23 protein-coding genes and 1 tRNA gene are annotated in these 23577 nt (G+C 73.3%); 12 read left to right on the top strand and 12 right to left on the bottom strand.

From position 1 onward, the window contains the following. Window positions 1–47: 47 nt before the first annotated feature. The 9 genes from ACTVAJ_RS12980 to ACTVAJ_RS12940 all read right to left on the bottom strand — a co-directional run bounded on the left by ACTVAJ_RS12980 (window position 48) and on the right by ACTVAJ_RS12940 (window position 9701). The gene (locus tag ACTVAJ_RS12980) at window positions 48–4631 is read right to left on the bottom strand and encodes an SbcC/MukB-like Walker B domain-containing protein (protein WP_470388381.1); all 4584 of its coding nucleotides are present in this window, start codon (window positions 4629–4631) and stop codon (window positions 48–50) included. Beyond that, the gene (locus ACTVAJ_RS12975) at window positions 4585–5964 is read right to left on the bottom strand and encodes a TIGR02678 family protein (protein WP_470388380.1); all 1380 of its coding nucleotides are present in this window, start codon (window positions 5962–5964) and stop codon (window positions 4585–4587) included. The genes ACTVAJ_RS12980 and ACTVAJ_RS12975 overlap by 47 nt, the downstream gene beginning before the upstream one ends. Window positions 5965–5970: 6 nt before the next feature. Continuing rightward, window positions 5971–7179, bottom strand: coding sequence for a DUF2397 family protein (locus tag ACTVAJ_RS12970; RefSeq protein WP_470388379.1), 1209 nt, complete (start codon window positions 7177–7179; stop codon window positions 5971–5973). A gap of 139 nt (window positions 7180–7318) precedes the next feature. Further along, window positions 7319–7810, bottom strand: coding sequence for a hypothetical protein (locus ACTVAJ_RS12965; protein WP_470388378.1), 492 nt, complete (start codon window positions 7808–7810; stop codon window positions 7319–7321). A gap of 129 nt (window positions 7811–7939) precedes the next feature. Beyond that, entirely contained in the window at window positions 7940–8209 is a 270-nt protein-coding gene (locus tag ACTVAJ_RS12960) for a hypothetical protein (protein WP_470388377.1), read from the bottom strand. An 11-nt stretch (window positions 8210–8220) separates the two neighbouring features. Then, window positions 8221–8469, bottom strand: coding sequence for a hypothetical protein (locus ACTVAJ_RS12955; protein ID WP_017598509.1), 249 nt, complete (start codon window positions 8467–8469; stop codon window positions 8221–8223). A 12-nt stretch (window positions 8470–8481) separates the two neighbouring features. Continuing rightward, complete coding sequence (locus tag ACTVAJ_RS12950; RefSeq protein WP_017598508.1) at window positions 8482–8730, bottom strand: hypothetical protein; 249 nt, start codon at window positions 8728–8730, stop codon at window positions 8482–8484. Window positions 8731–8787: 57 nt separating this feature from the next. Then, entirely contained in the window at window positions 8788–9033 is a 246-nt protein-coding gene (locus ACTVAJ_RS12945; RefSeq protein WP_017598507.1) for a hypothetical protein, read from the bottom strand. A 586-nt stretch (window positions 9034–9619) separates the two neighbouring features. Then, window positions 9620–9701 (bottom strand) — tRNA-Tyr (locus tag ACTVAJ_RS12940). Window positions 9702–9933: 232 nt separating this feature from the next. On the opposite strand from ACTVAJ_RS12940, the gene ACTVAJ_RS12935 reads away from it, so the two are divergent. Next, the gene (locus ACTVAJ_RS12935) at window positions 9934–10431 is read left to right on the top strand and encodes a YajQ family cyclic di-GMP-binding protein (protein WP_470388376.1); all 498 of its coding nucleotides are present in this window, start codon (window positions 9934–9936) and stop codon (window positions 10429–10431) included. Between the two features lie 60 nt (window positions 10432–10491). On the opposite strand, the gene ACTVAJ_RS12930 is transcribed toward ACTVAJ_RS12935, so the two are convergent. After that, window positions 10492–11352, bottom strand: a complete 861-nt coding sequence (locus ACTVAJ_RS12930) for a M48 family metalloprotease (RefSeq protein ID WP_470388375.1) — start codon at window positions 11350–11352, stop codon at window positions 10492–10494. A gap of 532 nt (window positions 11353–11884) precedes the next feature. Between ACTVAJ_RS12930 and ACTVAJ_RS12925 the strand changes: the two genes are divergently transcribed. The 6 genes from ACTVAJ_RS12925 to ACTVAJ_RS12900 all read left to right on the top strand — a co-directional run bounded on the left by ACTVAJ_RS12925 (window position 11885) and on the right by ACTVAJ_RS12900 (window position 17110). Beyond that, entirely contained in the window at window positions 11885–13738 is a 1854-nt protein-coding gene (locus tag ACTVAJ_RS12925; RefSeq protein ID WP_470388374.1) for a 2-oxoacid:acceptor oxidoreductase subunit alpha, read from the top strand. Next, complete coding sequence (locus ACTVAJ_RS12920; protein WP_470388494.1) at window positions 13731–14834, top strand: 2-oxoacid:ferredoxin oxidoreductase subunit beta; 1104 nt, start codon at window positions 13731–13733, stop codon at window positions 14832–14834. The genes ACTVAJ_RS12925 and ACTVAJ_RS12920 overlap by 8 nt, the downstream gene beginning before the upstream one ends. 128 nt (window positions 14835–14962) lie before the next feature. Next, window positions 14963–15625 (top strand): NAD(P)-binding oxidoreductase, encoded by a 663-nt coding sequence (locus ACTVAJ_RS12915; RefSeq protein WP_470388373.1) that lies wholly within the window; start codon window positions 14963–14965, stop codon window positions 15623–15625. A gap of 155 nt (window positions 15626–15780) precedes the next feature. After that, on the top strand, window positions 15781–16320 hold the full coding sequence (locus tag ACTVAJ_RS12910) for a hypothetical protein (protein ID WP_470388372.1): 540 nt from the start codon (window positions 15781–15783) through the stop codon (window positions 16318–16320). A 292-nt stretch (window positions 16321–16612) separates the two neighbouring features. After that, window positions 16613–16825, top strand: coding sequence for a hypothetical protein (locus ACTVAJ_RS12905; protein WP_470388371.1), 213 nt, complete (start codon window positions 16613–16615; stop codon window positions 16823–16825). Between the two features lie 78 nt (window positions 16826–16903). Beyond that, entirely contained in the window at window positions 16904–17110 is a 207-nt protein-coding gene (locus ACTVAJ_RS12900; RefSeq protein WP_470388370.1) for a hypothetical protein, read from the top strand. A gap of 60 nt (window positions 17111–17170) precedes the next feature. On the opposite strand, the gene ACTVAJ_RS12895 is transcribed toward ACTVAJ_RS12900, so the two are convergent. After that, window positions 17171–17710, bottom strand: coding sequence for a GNAT family N-acetyltransferase (locus tag ACTVAJ_RS12895; RefSeq protein ID WP_470388493.1), 540 nt, complete (start codon window positions 17708–17710; stop codon window positions 17171–17173). 159 nt (window positions 17711–17869) lie between these two features. Here ACTVAJ_RS12895 and sigJ point away from each other — a divergent pair, with 159 nt between their 5' ends. Both sigJ and ACTVAJ_RS12885 read left to right on the top strand, forming a co-directional pair. Further along, entirely contained in the window at window positions 17870–18775 is a 906-nt protein-coding gene (gene sigJ / locus ACTVAJ_RS12890) for an RNA polymerase sigma factor SigJ (protein ID WP_470388369.1), read from the top strand. A 4-nt stretch (window positions 18776–18779) separates the two neighbouring features. Then, window positions 18780–19931, top strand: coding sequence for a phytoene desaturase family protein (locus ACTVAJ_RS12885; protein ID WP_470388368.1), 1152 nt, complete (start codon window positions 18780–18782; stop codon window positions 19929–19931). Window positions 19932–20202: 271 nt separating this feature from the next. On the opposite strand, the gene ACTVAJ_RS12880 is transcribed toward ACTVAJ_RS12885, so the two are convergent. Further along, window positions 20203–20637 (bottom strand): hypothetical protein, encoded by a 435-nt coding sequence (locus ACTVAJ_RS12880; protein ID WP_470388367.1) that lies wholly within the window; start codon window positions 20635–20637, stop codon window positions 20203–20205. Window positions 20638–20864: 227 nt separating this feature from the next. Here ACTVAJ_RS12880 and ACTVAJ_RS12875 point away from each other — a divergent pair, with 227 nt between their 5' ends. The 3 genes from ACTVAJ_RS12875 to ACTVAJ_RS12865 are packed head-to-tail and all read left to right on the top strand — an operon-like array spanning window position 20865 to window position 23563. Then, entirely contained in the window at window positions 20865–21461 is a 597-nt protein-coding gene (locus tag ACTVAJ_RS12875) for a redoxin domain-containing protein (RefSeq protein ID WP_470388366.1), read from the top strand. After that, complete coding sequence (locus ACTVAJ_RS12870) at window positions 21458–22330, top strand: cytochrome c biogenesis CcdA family protein (RefSeq protein WP_470388365.1); 873 nt, start codon at window positions 21458–21460, stop codon at window positions 22328–22330. Before ACTVAJ_RS12875 ends, ACTVAJ_RS12870 begins: the two co-directional genes overlap by 4 nt. 54 nt (window positions 22331–22384) lie before the next feature. After that, the gene (locus ACTVAJ_RS12865) at window positions 22385–23563 is read left to right on the top strand and encodes an aminotransferase class V-fold PLP-dependent enzyme (protein ID WP_470388364.1); all 1179 of its coding nucleotides are present in this window, start codon (window positions 22385–22387) and stop codon (window positions 23561–23563) included. Window positions 23564–23577 lie beyond the last annotated feature (14 nt).

The raw sequence follows: 23577 nt of genomic DNA, 5'->3' as shown, positions 1-23577 counted from the left end.
GCCACCCGCCGTCCGCCGTGCCCGGAACCGGCCGTCTCACACCCCGCTCACACGCCGACCAGCCTGCGCCTGCTCCCGTCCCAGGTGAAGTGCAGTGTGGCGATGCCGGGCACGTCGGGGTCGCGCAGGCACTCGTAGATGTTGAGGCTCGGCACGCTGGCGAAGCAACCCCACACACGTTCGGAGGTCAGCACGAAGTCGAGGTCGAGTTCCACGAGCAGTCCCAGCAGTCGTCCGTGCGTGGGTTCGTCGACCTTGGCGAACGCGTCGTCGAGCAGGATGAGCCTGGGCGCCCACGGGGCGTGGGCACCGAGGGCGTCGAACTGGGCGGCCGCGGCGGCGAACAGCACCAGGTAGGCCACCACCCGCTGCTCGCCCTGGCTGAGAGCGGTCCGGTGGCCGAGCCTGCGCTCGGCCCCGCTGCCGTCGGTGACGTAGACGGTGAAGGCGAACCAGGAGCGGTAGTCCAGGGCCGCGCGGAGCTGGGCGCCGCCGGTCGCGGTGGGGTCGAGTCGGCGGATCGCCTCGATGCAGCGGCGCAGGGCGTCGCGCAGGCGCGTGGTCTGGACCCGGGTGCGCCTCTCGGCCGGAGTGGCCAGGAGCGGGACGACGGCCTCGACGTCGGCCCCGGCGTCGGGGGCCAGGTCCCAGTCCAGGCGGACACCGAGTCCGGCGGAGGTGGTGACGTCCTTGAGGACGCCGTTCATGGTGGCGATGAGGCGGCGCGCCTCGTCGATCTGGCGGGAGAGGTGGCCGGCGAGTTCGCCGAGCAGGTGCCGTTCGAAGGCCTCCTCCTCCGCGATGGCGACGGTCTCCTCGGCGCGCGCGGCGGCGGCCTTGACGCGTTCCGCGTAGCCGGTGACGTCGTGGGTGCCGTCCTCGTCGTGGACGGTGAGCCGCTTGAGCCCGCGCGGTTCACTGAGCTCGGTACGGGTCTGGGACCAGCCGACCGAGGAGAGCAGACGGCGCAGTTCCTCGCGGCTGCCGAGGATCGCGCTGTCGTCGACGTCGGCGGCCTCACCCTGGTCGGCGAGACCCTCCTCCAACCGGGTGACGACATCCTCCAGCAGGGCGAGGCGGGCGTCGGGGCCGGGCGGCGACGCGGGGGCCTCCCCGGCGGGTGCCGGCCCCCCGGCGTCGCCGTCGTCGGAGGACGGGGCGCCCTCGGCGCGGGCGGCGAGGTAGCGGGCCAGGGGCGCGTCGGCGGCCGCGCAGTCGGCGAGACCGGCGGCACCGAGCAGGACCGCGTCGGGTGCGTCGCCGGAGGTCCCCGAACCGGTCGTGACGGCAAAGACGAGCGCGTCCCCGGCGACGAGGGCCAGTCGGACCTGTTCGGCCCGTTCGCGGGTGGCGGCGGCGAGGCGGGCCTCGGCGCTGACCCGGTCGTCGCGGGCGCGCTGGGCCGCGCGTTCGAGCTCGGGCAGCCGGGCGGCGGCCTCCTCGGCGCGGACCCGGACCTGTTCGCGGGCCGCTTCGAGCTGTTCCCCGGGCACGCCGCGGGCCCGGTCGCCCAGTTCGATCTGGCGGCGGACCGTGATCATGTCGTCGATGGCGGCGGCCCGGGCGTCCTCGGCCAGGACCCGGTCGGAGCGGGCGCGCCCCCAGGCCGCGACGTGGCGCTCGTGGTCGGCCAGGGCCCAGGCCAGGACGTCGAGGTCGCGCAGTGCCGTGGCGACCAGGACACGCAGGTGGTCGAGGGCGCGCAGGGTGCTGTCGAGTTCGGCGCGCACGGTCGGGAGCGGACGGTGCTCCGACGGCCGGGCGGCCTCGCGGAGGCGGGCGCGGATGTCCAGGAGTTCGGCCCGGGCCTCGTCTGCGGCGGTCTGGGCGGTGTCGTGGGCGCGGCGGGCGGCGGCCACGTCGGCTCGGGCGACGTCGAGGGTCGCCCAGGCGCGGACCAGCGGGGCGGGGTCGGGAAGGTCGCGGGAGACCTCCAGGAGTTCGGCGTAGGAGCTCTCCACGGCCCAGCGGCGCTCCCCGGCCTCGGAGAGCAGCGCCTCGGCGATGGCCCTGCGGCGGTCGGTGTTGGCCACCTGGCGGTCGCGGGCGCGTTTGCGGGCGGCCTCGCCGATGAACTCGGGATCGGACTTGTGGTGTGCCCCGGAGGTGACCCCGAGGCGCCAGCCGCCGCCGAGGGACATGGAGCTGACGGTGGCGACCGCGGCGTCGCGGCGGTGCTTGGGTTCGGAGTCCTCGGCCGCGTCCTGGGCCCCGGAGCGCAGTGCGACGGAGGAGAGCAGCGTACGGAGCGTGTCGTGGCTGACCCCGGTGTCGGGTGCGGCCACGGGCACGAGGGCGTCGAGGAGGGTGCGGCCCTTGGCGGGGCGCGCCGGGGTGAGCACGATGTCGCGCGTGGCGGGGTCGTGGAGGACGCCGTCCGCGCGGATCCACGCGGTGAGCAGCCCGCTGGCCTCCAGGGCGGCCTCGAGCCCGGCCCGCTGGTCGTGGGTGAGGTCCTCGGCGAAGTCGACGGCCAGGTGGAAGGGGACGCCCTCCCCGTCGGGTCGGGGATGGGTGGCCCAGGCCGGGCGTTCGGGGGCGTGGTCGGTGTTGTGGGCACGGCGGTCGGCGAGCTCGTGGAGTTCGTCGGAGAGCCGGCCCTCCTCCCCCACGGCGACGTCGCGGCGGGCGCGGAGCTCCTCCAGGAGCGGGTCGACGGCGGCGTGGGCCAGCCGGGAGACGCCCACGGGCACGTCGGCGGCCAGGACACGCAGGTCCTCGCTGATGGGCAGTTCGACACTGCCCTCCAGTTCGTGGATGGCCTCGCCCAGGGCGTGGGCGTGGCTGGAGTCGCGCAGACGGGCGGTCCAGGCGCGGACCCCCTCGGCGTAGTCGGCGCTCTCCCCGCGCAGGCGGGCGATGGCGTCGCGTTCGCGGCTGTGCGCGTGTTCGAGGTGGGCCTCGGCGCTCTCCGCCTCGCTGGTGAGGGCGACCAGGCGGCGGTCGGATGCGGCCTCGTCCGTGGTGAGGCCGGTGAGGCGGGTCGCGGCGTCGGTGCGGGCGTCGGCGAGGGCGGCGGCCGAGGTGAACCGGTCGTGGAGCCGGCCGAGGTGCTCGCGCAGGGCGTCGAGGTCGATGCCGTCGACGGGCGGACGTTCGACGGCCTGTTCCAGTCCCTGGAGGTCGACGCGGGTGGTGCTCTCCCGGGGGGCGTGGACGCGGGCGTCGGTGTCGGGGACGCGGCCGAGGGCGGCGGGGTCGATCCCGGCGGCGACGGCCGCGCGGGTGGCCTCGGTGTGGGTCTGCCGGAGGACGTCGAGGGTGCGTTCGATGGCACCGGTGTCCTCGCCGAGCCGCTCGACGGCGTGGTCCTCGGTGCGTTCGGCGTGTTCCGCGGCGACCCAGGCGGCCTCGGCGGCACGGATGTAGGCGCCGACGGCGGCGTCGTAGGCGCGGCGTTCGTTGTCGGTGGCGGTCGCTCCGCCGCTCTGGGCTGCGGTGGAGAGGGTGCCGTCGTCGGCGTTGGCGGTGTCGCGGGTGCGGCGGGCCTGGTCGCGTTCCTCGGAGATGCGGCTCTCCGCGGTGACGAGCTCGTCGAGTTCGGCGCGCAGGCGGTCGGCCTCGGCGGTGCGCGCGGCGCAGGAGTCGAGGCGCTCGCGGACCGCGGTGGCGCGGGCGCGCAGGGCGTGGACCAGGTAGCCGCGGTAGTCGGTGAGGAAGTCGGCGACCCCGGCGTCGGCGCGGGTGAGCGCGTCCTTCTCGGTGCGGGCCTGTTCGAGGTCGGCGATGTTGCGGGCGACCTCGTCCAGGACGGTCTCGTCCATCGGCGGCAGCGCCTCGGACAGGACGCTGACGAGCTCCCCGGCTTCGAGGCGGTCGCCGATGGTGGGCCTGCGCAGGCGGTAGAGCAGGTGGACGAGGTTGCGGTAGCGGACGGAGTCGTCGATGCCGAAGAGGGTGCTCATGACGCGGGCCCGGTAGGCGACCGGGCTGGTGAAGCAGTGGTCGGCGCCGAGCTCGGAGCGGAGGCGGTCGACGGGCTTGGGACGGCCGTCGGTGACCAGCTCCAGGTCGTACCCGACACGGCGGTCGGTGACGAAGAACACGCAGCGCGGGTCGGCGTCGCCGACGGCCAGGACGGCGGCGCCGAGCGTGAGGTGGCGGGGCGGGCCGTCCGGGGCCGCGGCGGAGTCGTCCCGTTCCCGGTCGGCGGCACCGCGTCCGGCGGCGTCCAGGCCGCGGTCGCCCCGGGCGGTGGTGAACTCGACCCACAGGTAGCCCAGGCGTGTGGCGGGGCCGGCTCCGGTGTCGTCCGGCGCGCCGTCCTCGTCGGCGGGTTCGGGCAGTTCGGCGCCGCCCAGCAGGTCGGGACCGGTCTCCTCGGGGTCGGGTCCGCGGCCCGCCCTGGGGCCGTCGGCCATCAGCCAGCGCAGGCTGGTGCGGTTGGTTCCGGTGGTGTCCAGGCGGCGGACGTCCCCGTCCAGGAGGAAGGGCAGCAGCATCTCCAGGGCCTTGGACTTGCCCGCGCCGTTGCGTCCGCGCAGCAGGAGGCGCCCCTCGGCGAAGTCGAGGACCTGGTCGTCGTACTGCCAGACGTTGCGGATACCCGCCCGTTCGAGACGGTAGCGGGGCGCACTGGCCGGGTCAGTCGGAACCGTTCCGGGGGTCTCGCTCGTCTCCTGGGTCACCACTGGTCGCGCTCACCTTCTCGTTCGCCACCGCTTGCAGCACGGACGCCACGCGGCTCAGATCACCGTGGGGGTCGGCGGAGGCCCCGGGCGCGCCGGGGTCGGCGCCACTCGTTTCGTCGGGGTGTGTCCGGCTGTTGTCGTCATTGTCCTGGATCCGGGGGACGCGCTCGTCCGCGTCGCCTCCGTAGCGGGCGGCCGCGGCGGTGAGCCGCCGGCGGCCGGGGCCGCCACGGAGCAGGCCGAGGTCGGCCAGCAGGGTCAGCACCCGTGCGCGGAGCCGGTCCGGATCGGGGATCTCCGGTCCGGCCGTCCGGGACCACTCGGCCCGTTCGGGGGTCCCCTCGGCGCACAGGACGTCGAGCACGGCGTCCAGTTCGGGTTCGGGGACGGGGACGGAGGTGGCGGGTCGGCCGGGGTGCAGGCGGCCGGAGAGGTGTCGGACCAGGGCGAGTGCGGTCTGGCCGACGGGGTCGTCGGAGGGGAGGGCGGTGTGCGGCGCGGCCTCGTCGGGGGAGACGAGCGCGACGCCCTCGGCGCGGACCTCGGTGTCGAGGCCGAGGAGGTTGCCCAGGGCGGCGGCCGCGCGCCACTGGTGGGCGGCGAGCCGGTCGCGCTGGCGGTCGGGGAGCTCCTCGCGGTAGACGACGGCGGTCTCCGCGAGCAGGCGGCGCAGGGCGACCTCCCCCGCGTGGTCCCCGGAGGGGGCGGTGTCGGCCGCCTCCGCGAGGAAGCTGTCGGGGGTGTCGCCCGCGTGCGGCGGATGCGCGACGACGGAGCTGAGCACCTGGTGTTCCGGGCGCAGCAGCGGGTCGGCGGTGGCGTCGGCGCGGTGGTCGGCGACGGTTCCGGACACCTCGGTGAGGGCGCCGAGGCCGACCAGCCGGGTCAGGGCGGCGCAGAACGCGCGGCGCTCCCCGAGTCCGCGTGCGGGGTCGGCGTCGACGCCGGCCTCCCGGCCCGCGGCGCGGACCCGGGCGGCGAGCGTCCGGACCGGGAGGGGCTCCGGCTCCTCCGGCAGGACCGCCAGGGACAGTGCCAGATAGGTGTGGACGCGCGGGGTGAAGCGGGCGCCGGTGTGCCGGGTGTGGGGCCGGGTGATCTCGGTGACGAGCCCGCGCTTGGCGAGGCGCGCGTGGTCGTCGGCGACGGTCAGCCGGTAGCCGAGTACGCGTTGGAAGCGCTGGACGAGCCACTCGGCGTGGGTGCGCACGAGCGCGAACTCGGCCGGGTGGGTGCGCGCGGTGATCAGCGGACGCGCCATGAGCGCGCGGGCGGCCGCCTGGCGCTCGCCGATGAGGGCGGCGTCCTCACTGTAGGTGTCCGTCTTCTTCACCCCCGTCTAGTGGGCGTCGCGCCGGTGCGCGGACAGGTCGATCGGTCCGGTGGTCTCGTTGTCGGGGTTGGCGTCCGCTCGGGAGTGCGGGGCCCCGCCCCGGGGCGGTTCGGCCCCCGCGTCGTCGGGCCGGGGGGTGTCGGCCGGTGCCGCCGGATCGCCGTCGCGGGTCTGCGGCGTGACGACGGGGAGGGGCCCGGTGTCGGCGTCCGCGGCGTCGCGGTCGGGCCGGGCCGCGGCGGTGTCCCCGGGCAGCAGGGACGTGAGGAGTTCCGTGGCGGTCAGGGGCTGGGCGGTCCCGCGGGGGGCGTCCGGGGGCACCGCGGCGTCCCCGGACCCGGAGGTCTCCCGGGGGCCCGGGTCCTCCTGGCTCTCGGCGGGCTCCTGGTCCGTCCGAGTCACCTGGGGGGTGCGTGCCTCCGGAGACCCGGAGGGGTCCTGGGCCACCGTGGTGTCCCGGGGTTCGGAGAGCTCCTGGGACTCGGATGGCTCCGGGGAGGCCGGGCCCCCGCGGCTCTCGGCGGACTCCTCGGCGACGGGTTCGGTCAGGGGGTCCGGCAACGCCGGGAGTTCGACGGTGTGCTGGTCGTAGGGGGTCACGCAGAGGCGCAGCCCCTCCAGGGTCAGCTCTCCGCCCTCCCCCAGGATGGTGACCTCGGCTCCCGGTGCGGAGACCACGTGCAACCGCAGGGAGAACTCCAGGTCCCCGGCGGAGGTGGGCCGGTGGCTGGCGTCCCCGGCCCCGAGGGCGGCGGTGAGGAGCTCCATGAGGACCTCCATACCGGCCCCGGACAGGTCCAGGCTGGCCCGTGCGCCCGTGGGCTCGGTGAGCAGGGACCGCACCTGCGCGGCGCCCGCACGGCGCCAGTGGGCGGAGGACTCGGCCGCGTCGCGGAGCCGTGCGCGCTGGGCGCGGTGGTCGCGGACGGGTTCGGGCGGTCGCGTGCCGGGGCGTTCGGTGACCGGGCTGCGGTCGGGCTCGGCCTGCCACCAGCTGGTCGTGGCGGCGACCGTGTCGTCCACACGGCCGCCGAGGTGGAGGGAGGCGTGCAGGCCGTAGGCGGCGGCGGCCAGCGCGTCGGCCCGGTCCGGGTCGGCCTCCTCGAACCAGGAGGCCAGACGCAGCAGGGCCGCGCGGCCGTGTCGTGCCGCCGACGGGTCGCCGGGGCCGTGTCCTTCGTGCGCGCCGTCCTCTGGACGCTCCTTGAGTCCCACAACTCAGCAGAGTAGAGACCTCCGGGACGCGCCACGCCCGGTTCGGGCCCGGATGGCCCGACTGGGCCACCCCCGACACCAGCTCTGAGCAGGGATTATGTACTTTTTCCTAAGATTGGACCGATTCCGGGTGACGCGGTCACTCCTGCGGAGGCAGGTCCAGTCGACCGGCGTCCGCGGACTCCATCGCCTCGCGGGCGTCGGCGGGCATGTCACCGGCGGGGTCGCTGACCGTGTAGGTCGAGAAGTACACGGTGCCGCCGACGTCCGTCGGCTCGGAGAGCTCGACGTCCACCTCGTAGGGATTGCCCACGCAGCCCTGTTCGAAGCACCAGGTGCCGGAGAGCTCACCGTGGCCCCGCGCGGTGTCCGCGGACCACTCCTCCCAGTTCATCCGGCCGAAGGTGGTGAACTCGGTGGCGACGTAGTCCGTGGGCCGCTGGTCGTCGTAGCCCTCGGGGTCGCCGTAGCGGTTGAACACGTAGGTCCCGGCGTCCGCGTCGCCGGCGGTCGGCGTCCCGCCGTCGTCCGGGGACGTACCCCCGCCCTCGGGTTCCCGGGGTGGCTCGATCTGCTGTCCGCAGGCCGTCAGCAGGACAAGGGCGACACCGCCCAGAAGGGCACGCTTCATTCCGACCTCCTCCGTGTGGCCCCCATCATGCCCCTGAACAGCGGGAAGGCCCCCCAGCACACGCCGGGGGGCCTCCGAACCGCTCTGTTCCGTCACTGTGGGGCCGACGGCCCCGCCACGCTGGGTGGGCTAGAAGCCGTACCCGTCGTCCTCGTGGCTCATGTTGGTGCTCTCGGGGCCGTTGGTGCAGTCGCCGGTGGTCTGCGGCGACAGGATCGGCACGTTGGCACCGACCAGGCCCACGGCCAGCTCGGTGTTGCAGAGCTGAACCGGAACGACCTGCAGGTTCTGGTTGAACTGCTGGTCGCCGCCGTGCGAGGCCGAGGCCGGGGAGGCCGCCAGAGCCGCCCCGAACGCGATCCCCGCGATGGCACCGGCCACGGTGAGCTTACGCAGCATCGCCGGGTCTCCTAGTCGATGTTGGTGTGCGTCGGCCCGTTGACGCAGTCGCCGGTGGTCTGCGGCGACAGGATCGGGATGTTGACGCCGGCCAGGAGGCCCACGGCCAGCTCGGTGTTGCAGAGCTGAACCGGAACGACCTGCAGGTTCTGGTTGTACTGCTGGTCGCCGCCGTGCGAGGCGGAGGCGGGCGTGGCGGCCAGGATGGCGCCCAGGGCGATTCCGGCGACGGCGCCGGCGGTGGTGATCTTGCGCAGCATGATGGTTAACCCCTAGCGGATGTTGGTGGAGACCGGGCCGTTGGTGCAGTCGCCGGTGGTCTGCGGCGACAGAACCGGAACGTTGACGGCCACCAGGCCAACGGCCGCGCTGGTGTTGCACAGCTGGACCGGGATGCCCTGGAGGTTCTGGTTGTACTGCTGGTGACCGCCGTGCGAGTCGGCGGAGGCCGGGGAACCGGAGAGAACCACGCCGAAAGCGGCGCCAGCGATGAGGCCGGCAACACCGAGCTTACGCAGCATTTGCATTACCCTTCAGAAAAGATTGTGAACTGTCTCGGTCTGGCGAATTGCCGGAAACTAGCTGATGTTGGTGCCGACGGGCCCGTTCGTGCAGTCGCCGGTGGTCTGCGGCGACAGGATCGGAATGGTGACGGCAACCAGGCCGACGCTGCCGGTCAGGTTGCAGGACTGGATCGGAACCACCTGCAGGTTCTGGTTGAACTGCTGGTCGCCACCGTGGGAGGCGAAAGCGGGAGCCCCCGTGAGGATCGCGCCCATCGCGGCACCGGCGACCAGGCCAGCAGCGGCCATCTTCTTGATCATGTTTCCCCCGAGAATCAATGCGAGGTGTTGACAGAAAAAGACGCAGGCGCTTCTTGCACCTGTGTCGCGGTGGACTGGGGCAATCATCATCCGGCCCCTGTTTTTTGTCAACGCCGAAACTCGGGAAGCAATTTGTCCGCATTGTCGGTGACATTCTTTATGTGCGGTGCACGAAACACCCCCAAGGGCGCGCGGAACCATGACCGCGACCAGAGCCGCGAACCACCGCCGACCTCCGCCATCACGACGAAGCAGGCGGAACACACGACATCCGCCCACACCCCCCGGCGACACGCCCTCGAAGCGCCGACCCTGTCAGCGAAACCGCAGATCAGCGAGGCGCGGGGGAAAACGGGGAGCGGACGTCCACGCCAACCCGATCGTCACTCGACGTAATTTCTCCGTGACGCTATCGCGATCCATCCGCGACCGGCCGAATCCACCGAGGGTGACGACGAGGCCCGCAGGGGCCCGACGGGCCTCACGGAGGGTGACACAGGCCACTCGGTTCGAGGCCCGGTACCCCGGACACGCGAGAGGCCCCGGTGGCCAGCGTGTTCGCTGGCCACCGGGGCCTCTCCCAGGGTGGCAGGTGAAGGATTCGAACCTTCGAAGGCAAAGCCGACGGATTTACAGTCCGCTCCCATTGGCCGCTCGGGCAACCTGCCTGGGCTGCGGCGACGTGTTCGTCGCGACGCATGTAAGAGACTAGCGGATGATCGGCCCAAACCTGAAATCGTTTGTCCGTGAGGCCCCCACCAGGGGTTTCGGGCGTGCCGGCCGGTGCACGGCTAAGCTCGTGACCCCGCCCGGCCGGACTGCAGGCACGGGCCGGACGAGACCGCGCGGGCGCCCCACGGGCGTCCGCTACCCATGACAGACAGCGGGGTGTGAGCGTACGTGGCCGCCGAATCCAGTTTCGACGTCGTGTCCAAACTCGACCGTCAGGAGGTCGACAACGCCCTGAACCAGGCGGGCAAGGAGCTGGCCCAGCGGTTCGACTTCAAGGGCACCGGAACCACCATCGCCTGGCAGGGCGAGGACGGGATCGAGATCAAGAGCGGCTCCGAGGAGCGCGCCAACGCGGCGCTGGAGGTCTTCAAGGAGAAGCTGGTCAAGCGCAAGATCTCCCTGAAGGTCCTGGACCCGGCCGACGAGCCCAGGCCCTCCGGCAAGGAGTACCGGCTCCCCGTCAGCCTCAAGGAGGGCATCTCCTCCGAGGACGCCAAGAAGATCTCCAAGCTCATCCGCGACGAGGGCCCCAAGGGCGTCAAGGCGCAGATCCAGGGTGACGAGCTGCGCGTCAGCTCCAAGAAGAAGGACGACCTCCAGGGCGTCATGAAGCTCATCGAGGGCAAGGACTTCGACCTGGCCCTCCAGTTCGTCAACTACCGGTAACCCCCCGGAACCGGCCGCGGGCCGTTCCTCCCCGCGGGGAGGGACGGCCCGCGACGCGTCTCAGCCCAGGTCCCAGCCGCGGCGCAGCTCACGCAGTCGCCGTACGCGCTCGGCCACCGGCGGGTGAGCGGAGAACAGCCTGCCGATCCCGTCCGGGAACGGGTTGGTGGTCATCAGGTGCGCCGAGGCCAGCAGGGGACGTTCCCTCGGCAGGGGGTAGGCGCGACCGCCCGCCTCCAGTCTGCGCAGCGCGCTCGACAGGGCCTCCGGGTCCCCCGTCAGCCGCGCCGCCTCCTCGTCCGCGCGGAACTCCCGTCGGCGCCCCGCCCCGCAGTGGATCACCAGCGCGGCCAGGGGTGCCAGCAGGGCCAGCAGCAGGCCGCCCAGGAGGTTGGGCATGTCGGTCTCCTCCGAGTCGCCCAGGGGCAGCAGGAAGGTGACCATCGTCAGCGCGGCGATGAGACCGGTCAGGGTGACCACCACCGAGCTGATGACCGTGTCGTGGGCGCGGATGTGCGCGAGTTCGTGGGCCAGCACGGCGCGGAGTTCGCGCTCGTCGAGGGTGCGCAGCAGGCCCGTGGTGCAGCACACGGCCGCGCGCCGCGGACTCCCGCCCGTGGCGAAGGCGTTGGGCGAGCGCACCTGCGACAGGTACAGCCGGGGCATCGGCTGCCGGGCGGCGGTGGCCAGTTCGCGGACGATCCGGTACAGCTCCGGCTGCTCGATCTCGCCCACCGGGTGGGCCCGCATCGCGCGCAGCGCGAGGGTCTCCCCGAACAGGTAGACCAGCACCCCGGCGCACACGACCAGCGCCAGGCAGAACTGGGCTCCCGCGGCGGCCCCGAACAGCCAGCCGACGACCACGAGGAGGACTCCGGCGCCGACGAACAGACCGACCGCACGAACCACGTTGACGTGCACGCCGTCACCCCCTCCGAACCGAATCCGCGCCCGCTTTGGATGCGTACATGGTGACAAACGTGCGGGTCGGCGTCTTGCGTTCCCCATGTGACCGGCTCTCCGTCACATCCCCGGAGCGCACCCCCGTCCATCGGCTGTGACAATCGCCACCCGACCGCGAACCGACTGCGGGCGACGACCTATAGTGCGAACGTGGCCCTTATCACCAGGTCGCGTCCCGCGGCCCCCGCCCGTCGCGAACGGGGGGTGTGCCCGTCGGACGCGCACCACAGACGTCGGTCCGGGTCCGGCCCGGTCCGACGGGAGAGCGGCCGTGTCGTCGATGGCTGGCCCCTTCACGACCCGACCGCCGCGGCGACGCCGCGACACGCGAGGCCGGGTTGGCGCGCCCGGTCCCCGCGAGGGCCGCACCCGCTGTCCCCACGCCCACGGACCGACCGTTCCGCCAGGCGCGGCACGGCTCGCCCGGGGCTGACAACCGAGCGCCGCCGCCGGCACGACAGGCGGCTCACCAAGGAGGTCGTCGATCTCAGTGGCCAAACAGATCGAACAGCTCGACCGCGTCATCATCCGCTTCGCCGGTGACTCCGGCGACGGGATGCAGCTGACCGGTGATCGTTTCACCCAGGAGACCGCGTCGTTCGGCAACGACCTGTCGACACTGCCGAACTTCCCCGCGGAGATCCGCGCCCCCGCCGGAACCCTGCCCGGCGTGTCCAGCTTCCAACTGCACTTCGCGGACCACGACATCATGACCCCGGGGGACGCCCCGGACGTGTTGGTGGCCATGAACCCCGCCGCGCTCAAGGCCAACCTCGGCGACCTGCCACGGGGCGCGACGGTGATCGTCAACACCGACGAGTTCACCCGGCGCAGCCTGGCCAAGGTCGGCTACGACGTCGACCCCCTCACCGACGGCACGCTCGACGGGTTCAAGGTCAGCGCGGTCCCGCTGACCTCCATGACCGTGGAGGCGCTGGCGGGGAACGACATCTCGAAGAAGGACGCCCAGCGGGCGAAGAACATGTTCGCGCTCGGTCTCCTGTCCTGGATGTACAACCGGCCGACCGAGGGCACCACGTCCTTCCTCAAGTCCAAGTTCGCCGCCAAGCCCGACATCCTGGCCGCCAACCTGACCGCCTTCCAGGCCGGGTGGAACTTCGGGGAGACCACCGAGGACTTCGCGGTCTCCTACGAGATCAAACCGGCGCGGCTGCCCTCGGGCACCTACCGGAACATCACCGGCAACCTCGCCACCGCCTACGGGCTCATCGCAGGGTCCCAGCGGTCCGGTCTCCCGCTCTTCCTGGGCTCCTACCCGATCACCCCCGCGTCGGACATCCTCCACGAGCTCTCCCGGCACAAGCGGTTCGGCGTGCGCACGTTCCAGGCGGAGGACGAGATCGCCGGAGTCGGCGCGGCGCTGGGAGCGGCGTTCGGCGGCGCGCTCGGTGTGACGACCACGTCGGGTCCGGGCATGGTGCTCAAACAGGAGACGGTGGGTCTGGCCGTCATGACCGAACTCCCGCTCGTGGTGGTGGACGTGCAGCGCGCGGGACCGAGCACGGGCATGCCGACCAAGACCGAGCAGACCGACCTGCTCATGGCCCTGTACGGCCGCAACGGCGAGTCACCGCTCCCGGTGGTGGCGCCCTCCTCGCCCGCGGACTGTTTCGACACCGCGGTCGAGGCCGTCCGCCTGGCGGTCACCTACCGCACGCCGGTGGTGATGCTCTCGGACGGGTACCTGGCCAACGGGTCGGAGCCCTGGCGGCTTCCGGAGGTCGACGCGCTGCCCGTGATCGATCCCGGCCTCGCCACCGGGCCCAACGGTCCCGACGGAGCCTTCCTCCCGTACCTGCGGGACGGCGGGACGCTGGCCCGCCCGTGGGCGGTGCCCGGCACGGCGGGGTTGGAGCACCGGATCGGCGGCATCGAGAAGCACGCCGAGACGGGCGACATCTCCTACGCTCCCGCCAACCACGACCTCATGGTCCGCACCAGGCAGGGCAAGATCGACGCCATCGCGCGCGACATCCCCCCGGTGGACGTGTCCGACCCGACCGGCGACGCCGACGTCCTGGTCCTGGGGTGGGGCGGCACCTACGGGTCGATCACGGCGGCGGTGCGCCGGGTCCGGCGGGCGGGCGGGCGGATCGCCCAGGCCCACCTGCGCCACCTCAACCCTTTCCCGGCCGACCTCGGCGACGTGCTGCGCCGCTACGACCGGGTGGTGGTTCCGGAGATCAACCTCGGCCAGCTGGCCCTGCTGCTGCGCGGCAGGTACCTGGTCGACGTCATCGGTTACAACAAGGTCCGCGGTCTTCCGTTCCGGGCCGAGGAGCTGGCGGGCGTGCTTCAGGAGGTCATCGACCGTGGTGAGTGAGAACGGCGGCGCCGTGGACGGAGCCGCGCACGGGAGCGGAACGGCCCCCCGGGCCGGTGGCGGGCTCGCCGGACTGAGCCTGGTCCCGAAGACCGACACCGCCTACCGGGCGAAGGACTTCAAGTCCGGCCAGGAGGTGCGCTGGTGCCCGGGCTGCGGCGACTACGCGATCCTCGCGGCCTTCCAGTCCTTCCTCCCGGAGCTGGGCGTCCCGCGCGAGAACATCGTGATCGTGTCGGGGATCGGCTGTTCCTCGCGCTTCCCCTACTACCTGAGCACCTACGGGATGCACTCGATCCACGGACGCGCCCCGGCCATCGCCACCGGGCTGGCGAGCAGCCGACCGGACCTGTCGGTGTGGGTGGTCACCGGTGACGGGGACGGTCTGTCGATCGGCGGCAACCACCTCATCCACGCGCTGCGGCGCAACGTCAACATCAACATCCTGCTGTTCAACAACCGGATCTACGGGCTGACCAAGGGCCAGTACTCCCCGACCTCGGAGGCGGGCAAGGTCACCAAGTCCTCGCCGGTGGGGTCGCTCGACCACCCGTTCAACCCGGTGTCGTTGGCCCTGGGGGCCGAGGCAGGGTTCGTGGCGCGCACGGTCGACTCCGACCGCAGGCACCTGACGTCGGTGCTGCGGGCGGCGGCCGACCACCCGGGGGCGTCCTTCGTGGAGATCTACCAGAACTGCCCGATCTTCAACGACGACGCGTTCGAACCGCTCAAGGACCCCTCCGCGCGGGACACCCGGCTGCTGCGTATGGAGCACGGCGAGCCGCTGCGGCTGGGGGCGGACCGGGGCGTGGTCGCCGGGGAGTTCGGCGGGTTGGATGTCGTGGACGTCGCCTCCGTCGGCGAGGACCGGCTGATCCGGCACGACGCGCACCGCGAGGACCCGGGGTACGCGTTCGCGCTGTCGCGGCTGGACCAGCCCGCGTTCGAGCACGTGCCCGTCGGGGTGTTCCGCGACGTGCGGCGCCCCGCCTACGACGAGCTGCTGAACGAGCAGATCGCCGACGCGCGGGCCGCGCAGGGCGACGGCGACCTGGCGTCTCTGCTGGCCAGCGGGGACACCTGGACGGTCGAGTAGTCCGGTAGCGCCCGGCGGGTGCGCGGCCCTCGGGCCGCGCATCCGGGGGCCGGGTCCGCGCACCGCCCCGGTGGACGGGCCCGGACCGCCCCGTCCACCGCCGCACCCCGAGGCAATACGCTTCGGGCATGCGTATCGTCATCGCCGGAGGGCACGGGAAGATCGCACTGCGTCTGGCCAGGCTGCTGGCCGACCGCGGCGACGAGCCCGTCGCCCTCATCCGCAACCCCGACCACGCCCGGGACGTCCGCGACGCCGGGGCGGAGCCGGTGGTGGTGGACCTGGAGAAGGCCACCGTCACCGAGCTGACCGAGAAGATCATGAACGCCGACGGCGTGGTCTTCGCCGCCGGCGCCGGTCCCGGCAGCGGGGCTCCCCGCAAGGACACCGTGGACCGCGCGGCCGCCGTCCTGACCGCTGACGCGGCCTCGCTGGCCGGTGTGCGCCGCCTGGTCCAGGTCTCGGCCATCGGGGTGGACGAACCCGTCCCCGAGGGCACCGACGAGGTCTGGGCCGCCTACGTCGAGGCCAAGCGCGCCGCCGACGCCGACCTCCGGGAACGCCACCTGGAGCTCGACTGGACGATCCTGCGTCCGGGGCGGCTGACCGACGCTCCCGGATCGGGGTTCGTGGCGCTCGGCCCGGACGTCGGGCGCGCCGAGGTGACCCGTGACGACGTGGCCGCGGTGATTCTCGCCCTGCTGGAGGAACCGGGGACGGTCGGCAGGACTCTCAACCTGGTGAACGGCGGGACCCCCGTGGCGGAGGCGGTCCGCGGCGCCGCGTCCTAGCCCTCAGGAGGGTTCGGGCGTTCTGTGGTCAGATGCCCGCACAGCGGGCATCATGGTTCCGGAGCCCGGCGGAATCCCGCCATGCCGAACGCGGACGACCGGGAGGCCCCAGCGGGTGAAGCAGCTCCGATCAGAGCAGATGGGTACGGTTATTCATGAGCGTCACACAGGTCGTGAGGGACAGCACGGTCGTCGAGCACGCGAAGGTCGCCGCGCAGCAGAAGCGCCGGATGTTCATCATCCAGCTCGACGTCAACGCCTATGACGAGCAGGGCAGCAAGCTGCGCCCCGGCCTGACCCGCATCCTGGAGGGGATCGAGGAGGCGGGCTGGCGCCTGGAGATGACGGCGCCGAGCGAGTCGGAGGAGACGGCCTCGCGCCTGTTCATCTTCCGGCCGGACGCGTCGGCGGCGCCGGGCCCCGCCGACCAGGCCGAGACCCAGCAGCCCGCTCCGCCGCAGGACCACACCGGCCAGCAGCAGGCGTACCCGCACACGGGGGCGCAGCAGGTGCACGACCCGTACGCGGGCTACGCCCAGCAGCCGGGATACGGGCAGCAGCAGTACCCGGGCTACGACCAGCAGCAGTACCCCGGGTACGGACAGCAGCCCGGCTACGGCCAGCAGCCCGGCTACGGCCAGCAGCCGGGGTACGGGCAGCAGTACCCGGGCTACGGGCAGCAGCAGGGCTGGTAGCCACCGCACCGATCCGAAGGGCCTGCGCGACGCGCGGGCCCTTTTTCGTGTGCGCGACCAGTGTCGGGCGCCGAAGGGCTCACCGAAGGGCCGCGCGTGCCGTGTTCTCAGTTCGGTCACATGATGCCGCCGTGTTGACACGGCATGTCCGTCATGTCGTGCACGGAGCCAGAGAAAGCCCGAGGAACCTCTGAATTCTTCCCCGAAAGTACTCCGAGCACGCGCCTGGCTACGCTAAGTTATTTCCGGCGGCTACAGCCATCCAATTTTGGACCTTCCGAAAGGTGACCCCATGACGCGTATCGCCAAGGCCTCCGGGCTCGTCCTCGCCACCGGCCTCGCCCTCGGCGCCCTGACCGGCACCGCCGCCGCGGACAACAACGCCAACGTCCAGAACGTCACCATCCCGGTCTGCCTGGACATCATCCAGGTCGCGGGCCTGACCGCCGACGGCTGCAACGTCGTCGACAAGGACTCCAACGGCAACATCAGCGTCCACCGCTAACCACGGGCACGCACCCCGGGGGCCGACCGGCCTCCACCGAACCAACGATCGCATCGCGAACCGACAAGGACCAACACCATGAAGCGCTTCTCCACCGTCTCCGGCCTCGTTCTCGCCACCGGCCTCGCCCTCGGCGCCATGAGCGGCACCGCCGTCGCGGACAACAACGCCGACATCCAGAACATCACCGTGCCGATCTGCGCCGACGTCCTCCAGTTCTCCCTGGTCAGCCTGGACGGCTGCAACGTCATCGACAGCAACGCCAACAACAACATCCACAACTGATCCCGCCGGGAGGCGAACGCGGGGCACGGTTCGGACCGTGCCCCGCCTACACCTCCCGCCTCACCGGCCACCGCACCGCGGCAGGGCGACCCCCTCCGCCGGATCGGTGGCCAGCCGTGCGTGCGCCCCGACGTCGAACCGCTCCGTTCCGTACCGCAGGCGGGCCCGCCGCACCCCTTCGGGACGGAACCCGGCCCGCAGCGCCGCCGCGCACGAGGCGGGGTTGTTGATCCGGTGCTCCAGCTCCAGCCGGTGCAGGGACAGGTCACCGAAGGCGTGCCCGGCGACGAGGGCCGCCCCCGCGGACGCGACGCCCCGCCCCCGCTCGGCGGGGTGCGTCCAGTAGGACACCCATCCGGTGTCGTGGCGCGGGTCGGTCACCGCCACCTCGACGTGGCCGAGCACCGGCCCGCCGCCCTCGACGACCGCGAACGCCAGCGCCCGCCCGTCGGCGGCGCGGTCCAGGCAGCGGGCGATCCACTCCAGCGCCAGAGCACGGGTACGCGGCACGAGTGTGGTCTGCCGCGCCAGGTCGCGGTCCTCGAACGCCGCCGCCAGGCGGTCGGCGTCCTCGGGGCGCCACTCCCGCAGTCGGTACACCCGGCCCTCCCCAGCGTGGTCCATGGACGGGCCACGGTAGGGGCGTGACACACCGCCGGGCAAGGGGATCGCGCGGTGACCGGCCGTCACGGGCACCGGACACACGGAGGGGACCGCACGTGATGTCACGTCCGGGGCACCGTGATACGTCTTCCCGACATGACCACCGATGTCTTCGAAAAGCACCGCTCCCTCCTCACCGGGGTGGCCTACCGCATCCTCGGCAGCGCAGCCGACGCCGAGGACGTGGTCCAGGAGACCTGGCTGCGCTGGCGCGGCGTCGATCCCGCCACCGTCGACGAACCGCGCTCCTACCTGGTCACCGTCGCCTCCCGGGTCGCCCTCGACCGGCTCCGCTCCGCACGGTCCCGACGCGAGTCCTATGTCGGCGAGTGGCTTCCCGAACCGGTCAGCGACCTTCCCGACGGGGCTGACCACGCCGAGCTCGCCGACTCGGTGGAGTACGCGCTCCTGGTCGTCCTGGAGACCCTCAGCCCCCTCGAACGCGCGGTCTTCGTGCTCCGCGAGGCCTTCCAGTTCCCCTACGCGCGCATCGGCGAGGTCATCGGCCGCGAGGAGGACACCACCCGGCAGCTCGCCCGGCGCGCCCGCGACCACGTGCGCGAGCGGCGCCCGCGGTTCGACGCCGACCGGGGTTCCCGGCGCCGGATCACCGAACGCTTCCTCCAGGCGTGTCTGGAGGGCGACCTCGACGGCCTCACCTCCCTGCTGGCCGACGACGCGACACTGGTCGGCGACGGCGGAGGAAGGGTCAGGGCGCCCCTGCGGGTGCTCCAGGGGGCCCGGAAGGTCACCGGCTTCCTGCACGCGGTCACCCAGGAGCGCAACACCCGGCGCTTCCTCGACTCCGCCGGGGTCACGGGCGCGGCGGACCTGGAGACGGGGGTCACCGAGGTCAACGGCGCCCCGGCCGCCTACGTCGCGGTGGACGGCCACGTCGTGACGCTGATCGTGCTGGACGTGGTCGACGGCCTGGTCCAACACGTCTATCTCGTGGCCAATCCGGAGAAGATGTCACGTCTGCGGACGCCCGACCCGTCCTAGTGGCATGGACATCACCGTTGTGGGCGGTGGCCTCGCCGGACTGACCGCGGCCATCGCCAGCGCCGAGAGGGGCGCGAACGTCACCCTGTGGGAAGCGCACGGACGGCTGGGCGGCAGAGCCCGCTCGACCGAACCGCCGTACGTGGTCAACGACGGTCCGCACGCCCTGTACAGCGACGGGACGCCGTACACGTGGCTGGCCGACCGCGGGCTCCTCCCGCCGGTCTGCGTACCGACCGCCGCCTTCTTCGCCGGGACGCGGTTCCGGAGCGGGGGCCGGGTGGGCCGCCTGCCGTCAGCCGGTCTGCTCGGGGCGATCCGGCGGCGGAGGCTGCGCGCACCGCACGACCGGGACTTCGCCTCGTGGGGGCGGGAGAACCTGGGCGGGGCCGCCACCCGGGCGGTCTGCGGTTTCCTGGGGGTGACCACCTACGAGGCGGACCCGGGACGGCTGTCGGCGGCGTTCGTCTGGGAACGCTTCACCCGGGTGACCGCGCTCCAGGCCCCGGCCGTCCGCTATCCGCGCGGCGGTTGGGGCAGCCTGGTGGAGCGCATGGCGTCGCGGGCGCGGGAGGCGGGGGTGCGGATCGAGACCGGTGTCCGGGTGACGGAACTCCCGGGCGCGCCGACGATCGTGGCGACCTCGCTCGCCGCGGCCCGGTCGCTGCTCGGCGACGACACGCTGCGGTGGGAGAGCGGCCACTCCCTGCTCGTGGACCTGGGTGTGCGGCCGCGGAAGAAGGATCCGACGATCGTGTTCGACCTCGACGAGTCGGGGTTCGTCGAGTGCTACTCCTTCCTCGACCCGGGGATCGCGCCCGGGGGCGAGGCGCTGTACCAGGCGCAGCTCCCGGTGCGCGCGGGCGAGTCCCGTGCGGAGGCCACCGCCCGGATCGAGCGCCTGCTGGACGGCGCGCTGCCCGGTTGGCGGGAGCGGACCGGCTGGCGGCGCGACCAGGTGTGCCGGGGCCGGACGGGCGCCCTCGACCTGCCGGGCCGCACGTGGCGGGACCGGCCCGCGATCGACCGGGGCGACGGCGTCTACCTCGCGGGGGACGCGGTGGCGGCGCCCGGGTTGCTGGGTGAGGTGTCGATCACCAGCGGGCTCGCCGCGGCGGAGGCCGCGGTCACCGGGGTGCGGGCCTCCGTGGCCTAGGGTTCGCTCCGGCCCGGGGCGACCCTCCCCGGGCCGGGCACGGCGGCGCCGACGCCGCGGAGGGGCGTCGGCGGACCCGGATCGGCCGAGGGCCCGTTGTGCGGAGCGGTCGGCCGAGGGGGCACCGTTCGGGCGTCGGCAGGGTGGTGCGCGACGGGGTGGGCCGCGTGGCGGGGAACGGGCGGCGGGCGCCGCCGCGGAGCGGGAATCCCTGCCTACCGGGGCGCCAGGACCCGGCCCGCAGCGCAGCGAAGGCCCCGGGCACCACCGCCTACACGTGTCTCCTGCTCAGTCCGTAGAGGGACGCCGCCGTCACCAGACCGTAGATGGCGTGCCCCAGCAGGCTCATCATCGACGTCTGCCCCATCGGGAACATCGCCATGCCGAGCATCGCGGGCATGAGGATGAGTCCGCCGACGACCCACAGCGCGACGCCGTAGGCCAGGCCGGCCCCGAGGGTGACCCACACGCGGTCGGCGTACGCACCAGCCAGGACCCCGAACACCACACCGAAGACGGCGGAGATCGCCAGGTGCACCACCGCACCCACGACCGCGTTCGAACTGCCGACCAGCATGGCGACCATCGGCAGTAGGCCCGTCATGGCCATCAGGACCCCGAAGACGACACCACCGATCACACCGGCCACCGCGCCCCTCCAGGCGTGCGTCATGGCGTGTGAGCGGGCGTGAGCGATCGTGGACATGGCCGCCACCTCCCAGGTGATCCGGGTTCGCGGCACGAGCCCGGGATGTGACCTGTCTCACTTAGTGGAGTACCCCGCGCGGGCCGTCGGTCACACGCCGAACGCCCCGTTCACGGCGTTCCTTCGGCAGGTTCGGCCCCCGGAGGGGAGGAGCCCCCGTGGACCGCGCGGCGGCGTTCTGGTTCGCTGGGTTGCGCCCCTCCCCGCGACCGACCTCCGAGGTGACCATGACGACCGCGCCCCCCTCCGAACGCCGTCTCCCGACGATCCTGGCGGCGGTGGCGGCCTCCGCCGCCCTGCTGACCGCCTGCGCCGCCACCGGCCCCGGGGAGGAGTCCGGAGACGGCTCCGCCGAGGCGCCCGCGACACGGGGACCGGACGCCACCGGATCGGACACCGCCACCGGGGAGGTCCCCGACGCGCTGGCGTTCGACACCCGCACGGTGGACGGCGACGACTTCTCCGGCGCCTCGCTCGCGGGCGAGCCCGCCGTGCTGTGGTTCTGGGCGCCGTGGTGCACGGTCTGCCGGGGCGAGGCCGCGGGCGTGGCCGAGGCGGCCGAGCGGCACTCCGGCGACGTGGAGTTCGTCGGCGTCGCCGGCCTCGGCGAGGTCGACGCCATGCGCGGTTTCGTCTCCGACACCGGCACGGGGGACCTGACCCACCTGGTGGACGGGGACGGCTCGATCTGGTCGGACTTCGGCGTCGCCAGCCAACCCGCCTTCGTCTTCCTCAACGCCGACGGCACCTTCGAGACGGTTCAGGGCACCCTCACCGAGGACGACCTCGACGCCCGCGTCGAGGCGGTCACCCCGGGGTCATGAGTCAGCTTCCGATCGCGATCGCCCTGGTGGCGGGCATGCTCGCGGTACTCAACCCGTGCGGTTTCGCCCTGCTGCCCGGCTACCTGACGCTGCTGGTCGCCTCGGAGGGCGGTAGCGGTGCGACGGCGGCCGGGGCCCGGTGGCGCCCGCTGGGCCGCGCCCTGGCCACGACGGCCGCCATGACCGGCGGCTTCACGCTCGTCTTCGCGGGCTTCGCACTGGTCGTCACGCCGCTCGCGCTGTCGGTGGAACGCCACCTGCCCTGGGTGACGGTGCTGATCGGCGCCGCTCTGGTGGGGCTGGGCGCGTGGCTCGCGGCGGGCCGGGAGATCACCCTGCTGCTGCCCAGGCCCTCCCCCGGGCGGCCCGTCCGCTCCCTCCGCTGGGCCCTGGTCTACGGGATCACGTACGCGGTCGCGTCGCTGTCCTGCACGGTCGGCCCGTTCCTCGCCCTGACCACGGCGGCGCTGCGGTCCGCCAGCCCGGTCGGGGCGGTGGCCGTGTTCCTGGCGTACGCGCTGGGTATGGGAGCGGTGGTCGGCGTCCTGACCGTGGCCGTCGCGCTGGCCCGGGACTCGGTCGCGGCGCGCCTGCGCCGGGCCATGCCGTACGTGACGCGCGCCGGGGGCGTGCTGCTCGTCCTGGCGGGGCTGTACGTGGCCTACTACGGGTGGTTCGAGCTGCGTGTGCTCTCCGGGGGCCCGGCCGACGACCCGGTGGTGGGCGCGGCCGTCCGGGTGCAGGCGGAGCTGGTCCGCCTGCTGGAGTCCGTCGGTCCGGGGTGGACCGCGCTCGTCCTGGCGGTCCTGGTCACGGGCGCCGGAGGAGCGGGGTGGTGGCGCTCCCGCTGCGGTTCCCGCCCCCGGTAGCATGCCCGTCGTCGTCACTCCACCACCCTCCGCAACCCCCTGGAAGGGGCACGCATGATCGACATCGAGACCGCCCGGGCCGACACCCCCGGCTGCGCGGGGCGGATCTTCCTCGACAGCGCCGGATCCTCCCTGCCACCGACACCGGTCCTGGACGAGGTGATCGCCCACCTGAGGCGCGAGGCGCAGATCGGCGGCTACCGCGCCTACGCCGAACGGGCGGAGGACGTGGAGGCGGGCCACGCCGTGTTCGCCGAGCTCCTCGGCTGCGCGCCCGACGAGGTCGCCTTCACCGACAGCGCCACCCGGTCGTGGCTGACCCTGGCCGGGTCGGTCCCCCTGGGCGCGGGGGACCGCGTCCTGGTCACCGAGGCCGAGTACGGCGCGAACGCCGTCGCGCTGCTGCGCCTGGCCGAACGGCACGGCGCGCGCGTGGAGGTCGTCCCGTCGGACGCCTCGGGGGCGATGTCGGTCGAGGCCCTGCGCGAGACGCTGGACGAGCGCGTCCGGTTGCTCTCCCTCGTCCACGTACCGACCAACTCCGGGCTGACCAACCCCGTCCGGGAGGCGGCCGAGGCCGCGCACGAGGCGGGCGCCCTGGTCCTGCTCGACGCCTGCCAGTCCGTCGGCCAGCTGCCGGTGCGGATGGACGAGCTGGGGGTCGACATGCTCTCCGGCACGGGGCGCAAGTGGCTGCGCGGTCCCCGGGGCACCGGTTTCCTCGCGGTCCGCCGCTCCGCGGCCGAACGCCTGCGCCCGCTCCTGGTCGACCACTCCGGCGCGGAGTGGGACAGCGCCACCACCTACCGGCTCCGCGGCGACGCCCGCGTCCACCAGCTGTGGGAGTACGGCGTGGCCGAGCGCCTGGGGCTGGTCGCCGCCGCCCGCTACGCACTGGACCTGGGTCTGGAGGCGGTCGCCGACGCCGTCGCCGACCGCGCCGCACGGCTGCGGCGGGGGCTGGCGGGGACGGAGGGGGTCGAGGTCGCCGACATCGGGACCGAGCACAACGGGATCGTCACGTTCACCTGTGCCGGGGCGGAGCCGAAGCGGGTGGCCGCGGCGCTGTGGGACGCGGGCGTGGCCGTCACGGTGAGCCCCCGCGAGTCCACCCGTTTCGACATGGAGCGGCGGGGGCTGGAGGCGGTCGTCCGCGCCTCGCCGCACTACTTCGTCTCGCACGACGACATCGACCGGGCGGTGGAGGCGCTCGACGGGATCCTGCGCGGCTGACGGCGCGCGGGTGC

The sequence above is a fragment of the Nocardiopsis sp. KDC1DS13DA1 genome, assembly GCF_055632325.1.
This window is presented reverse-complemented; position numbering and strand designations above follow the sequence as displayed.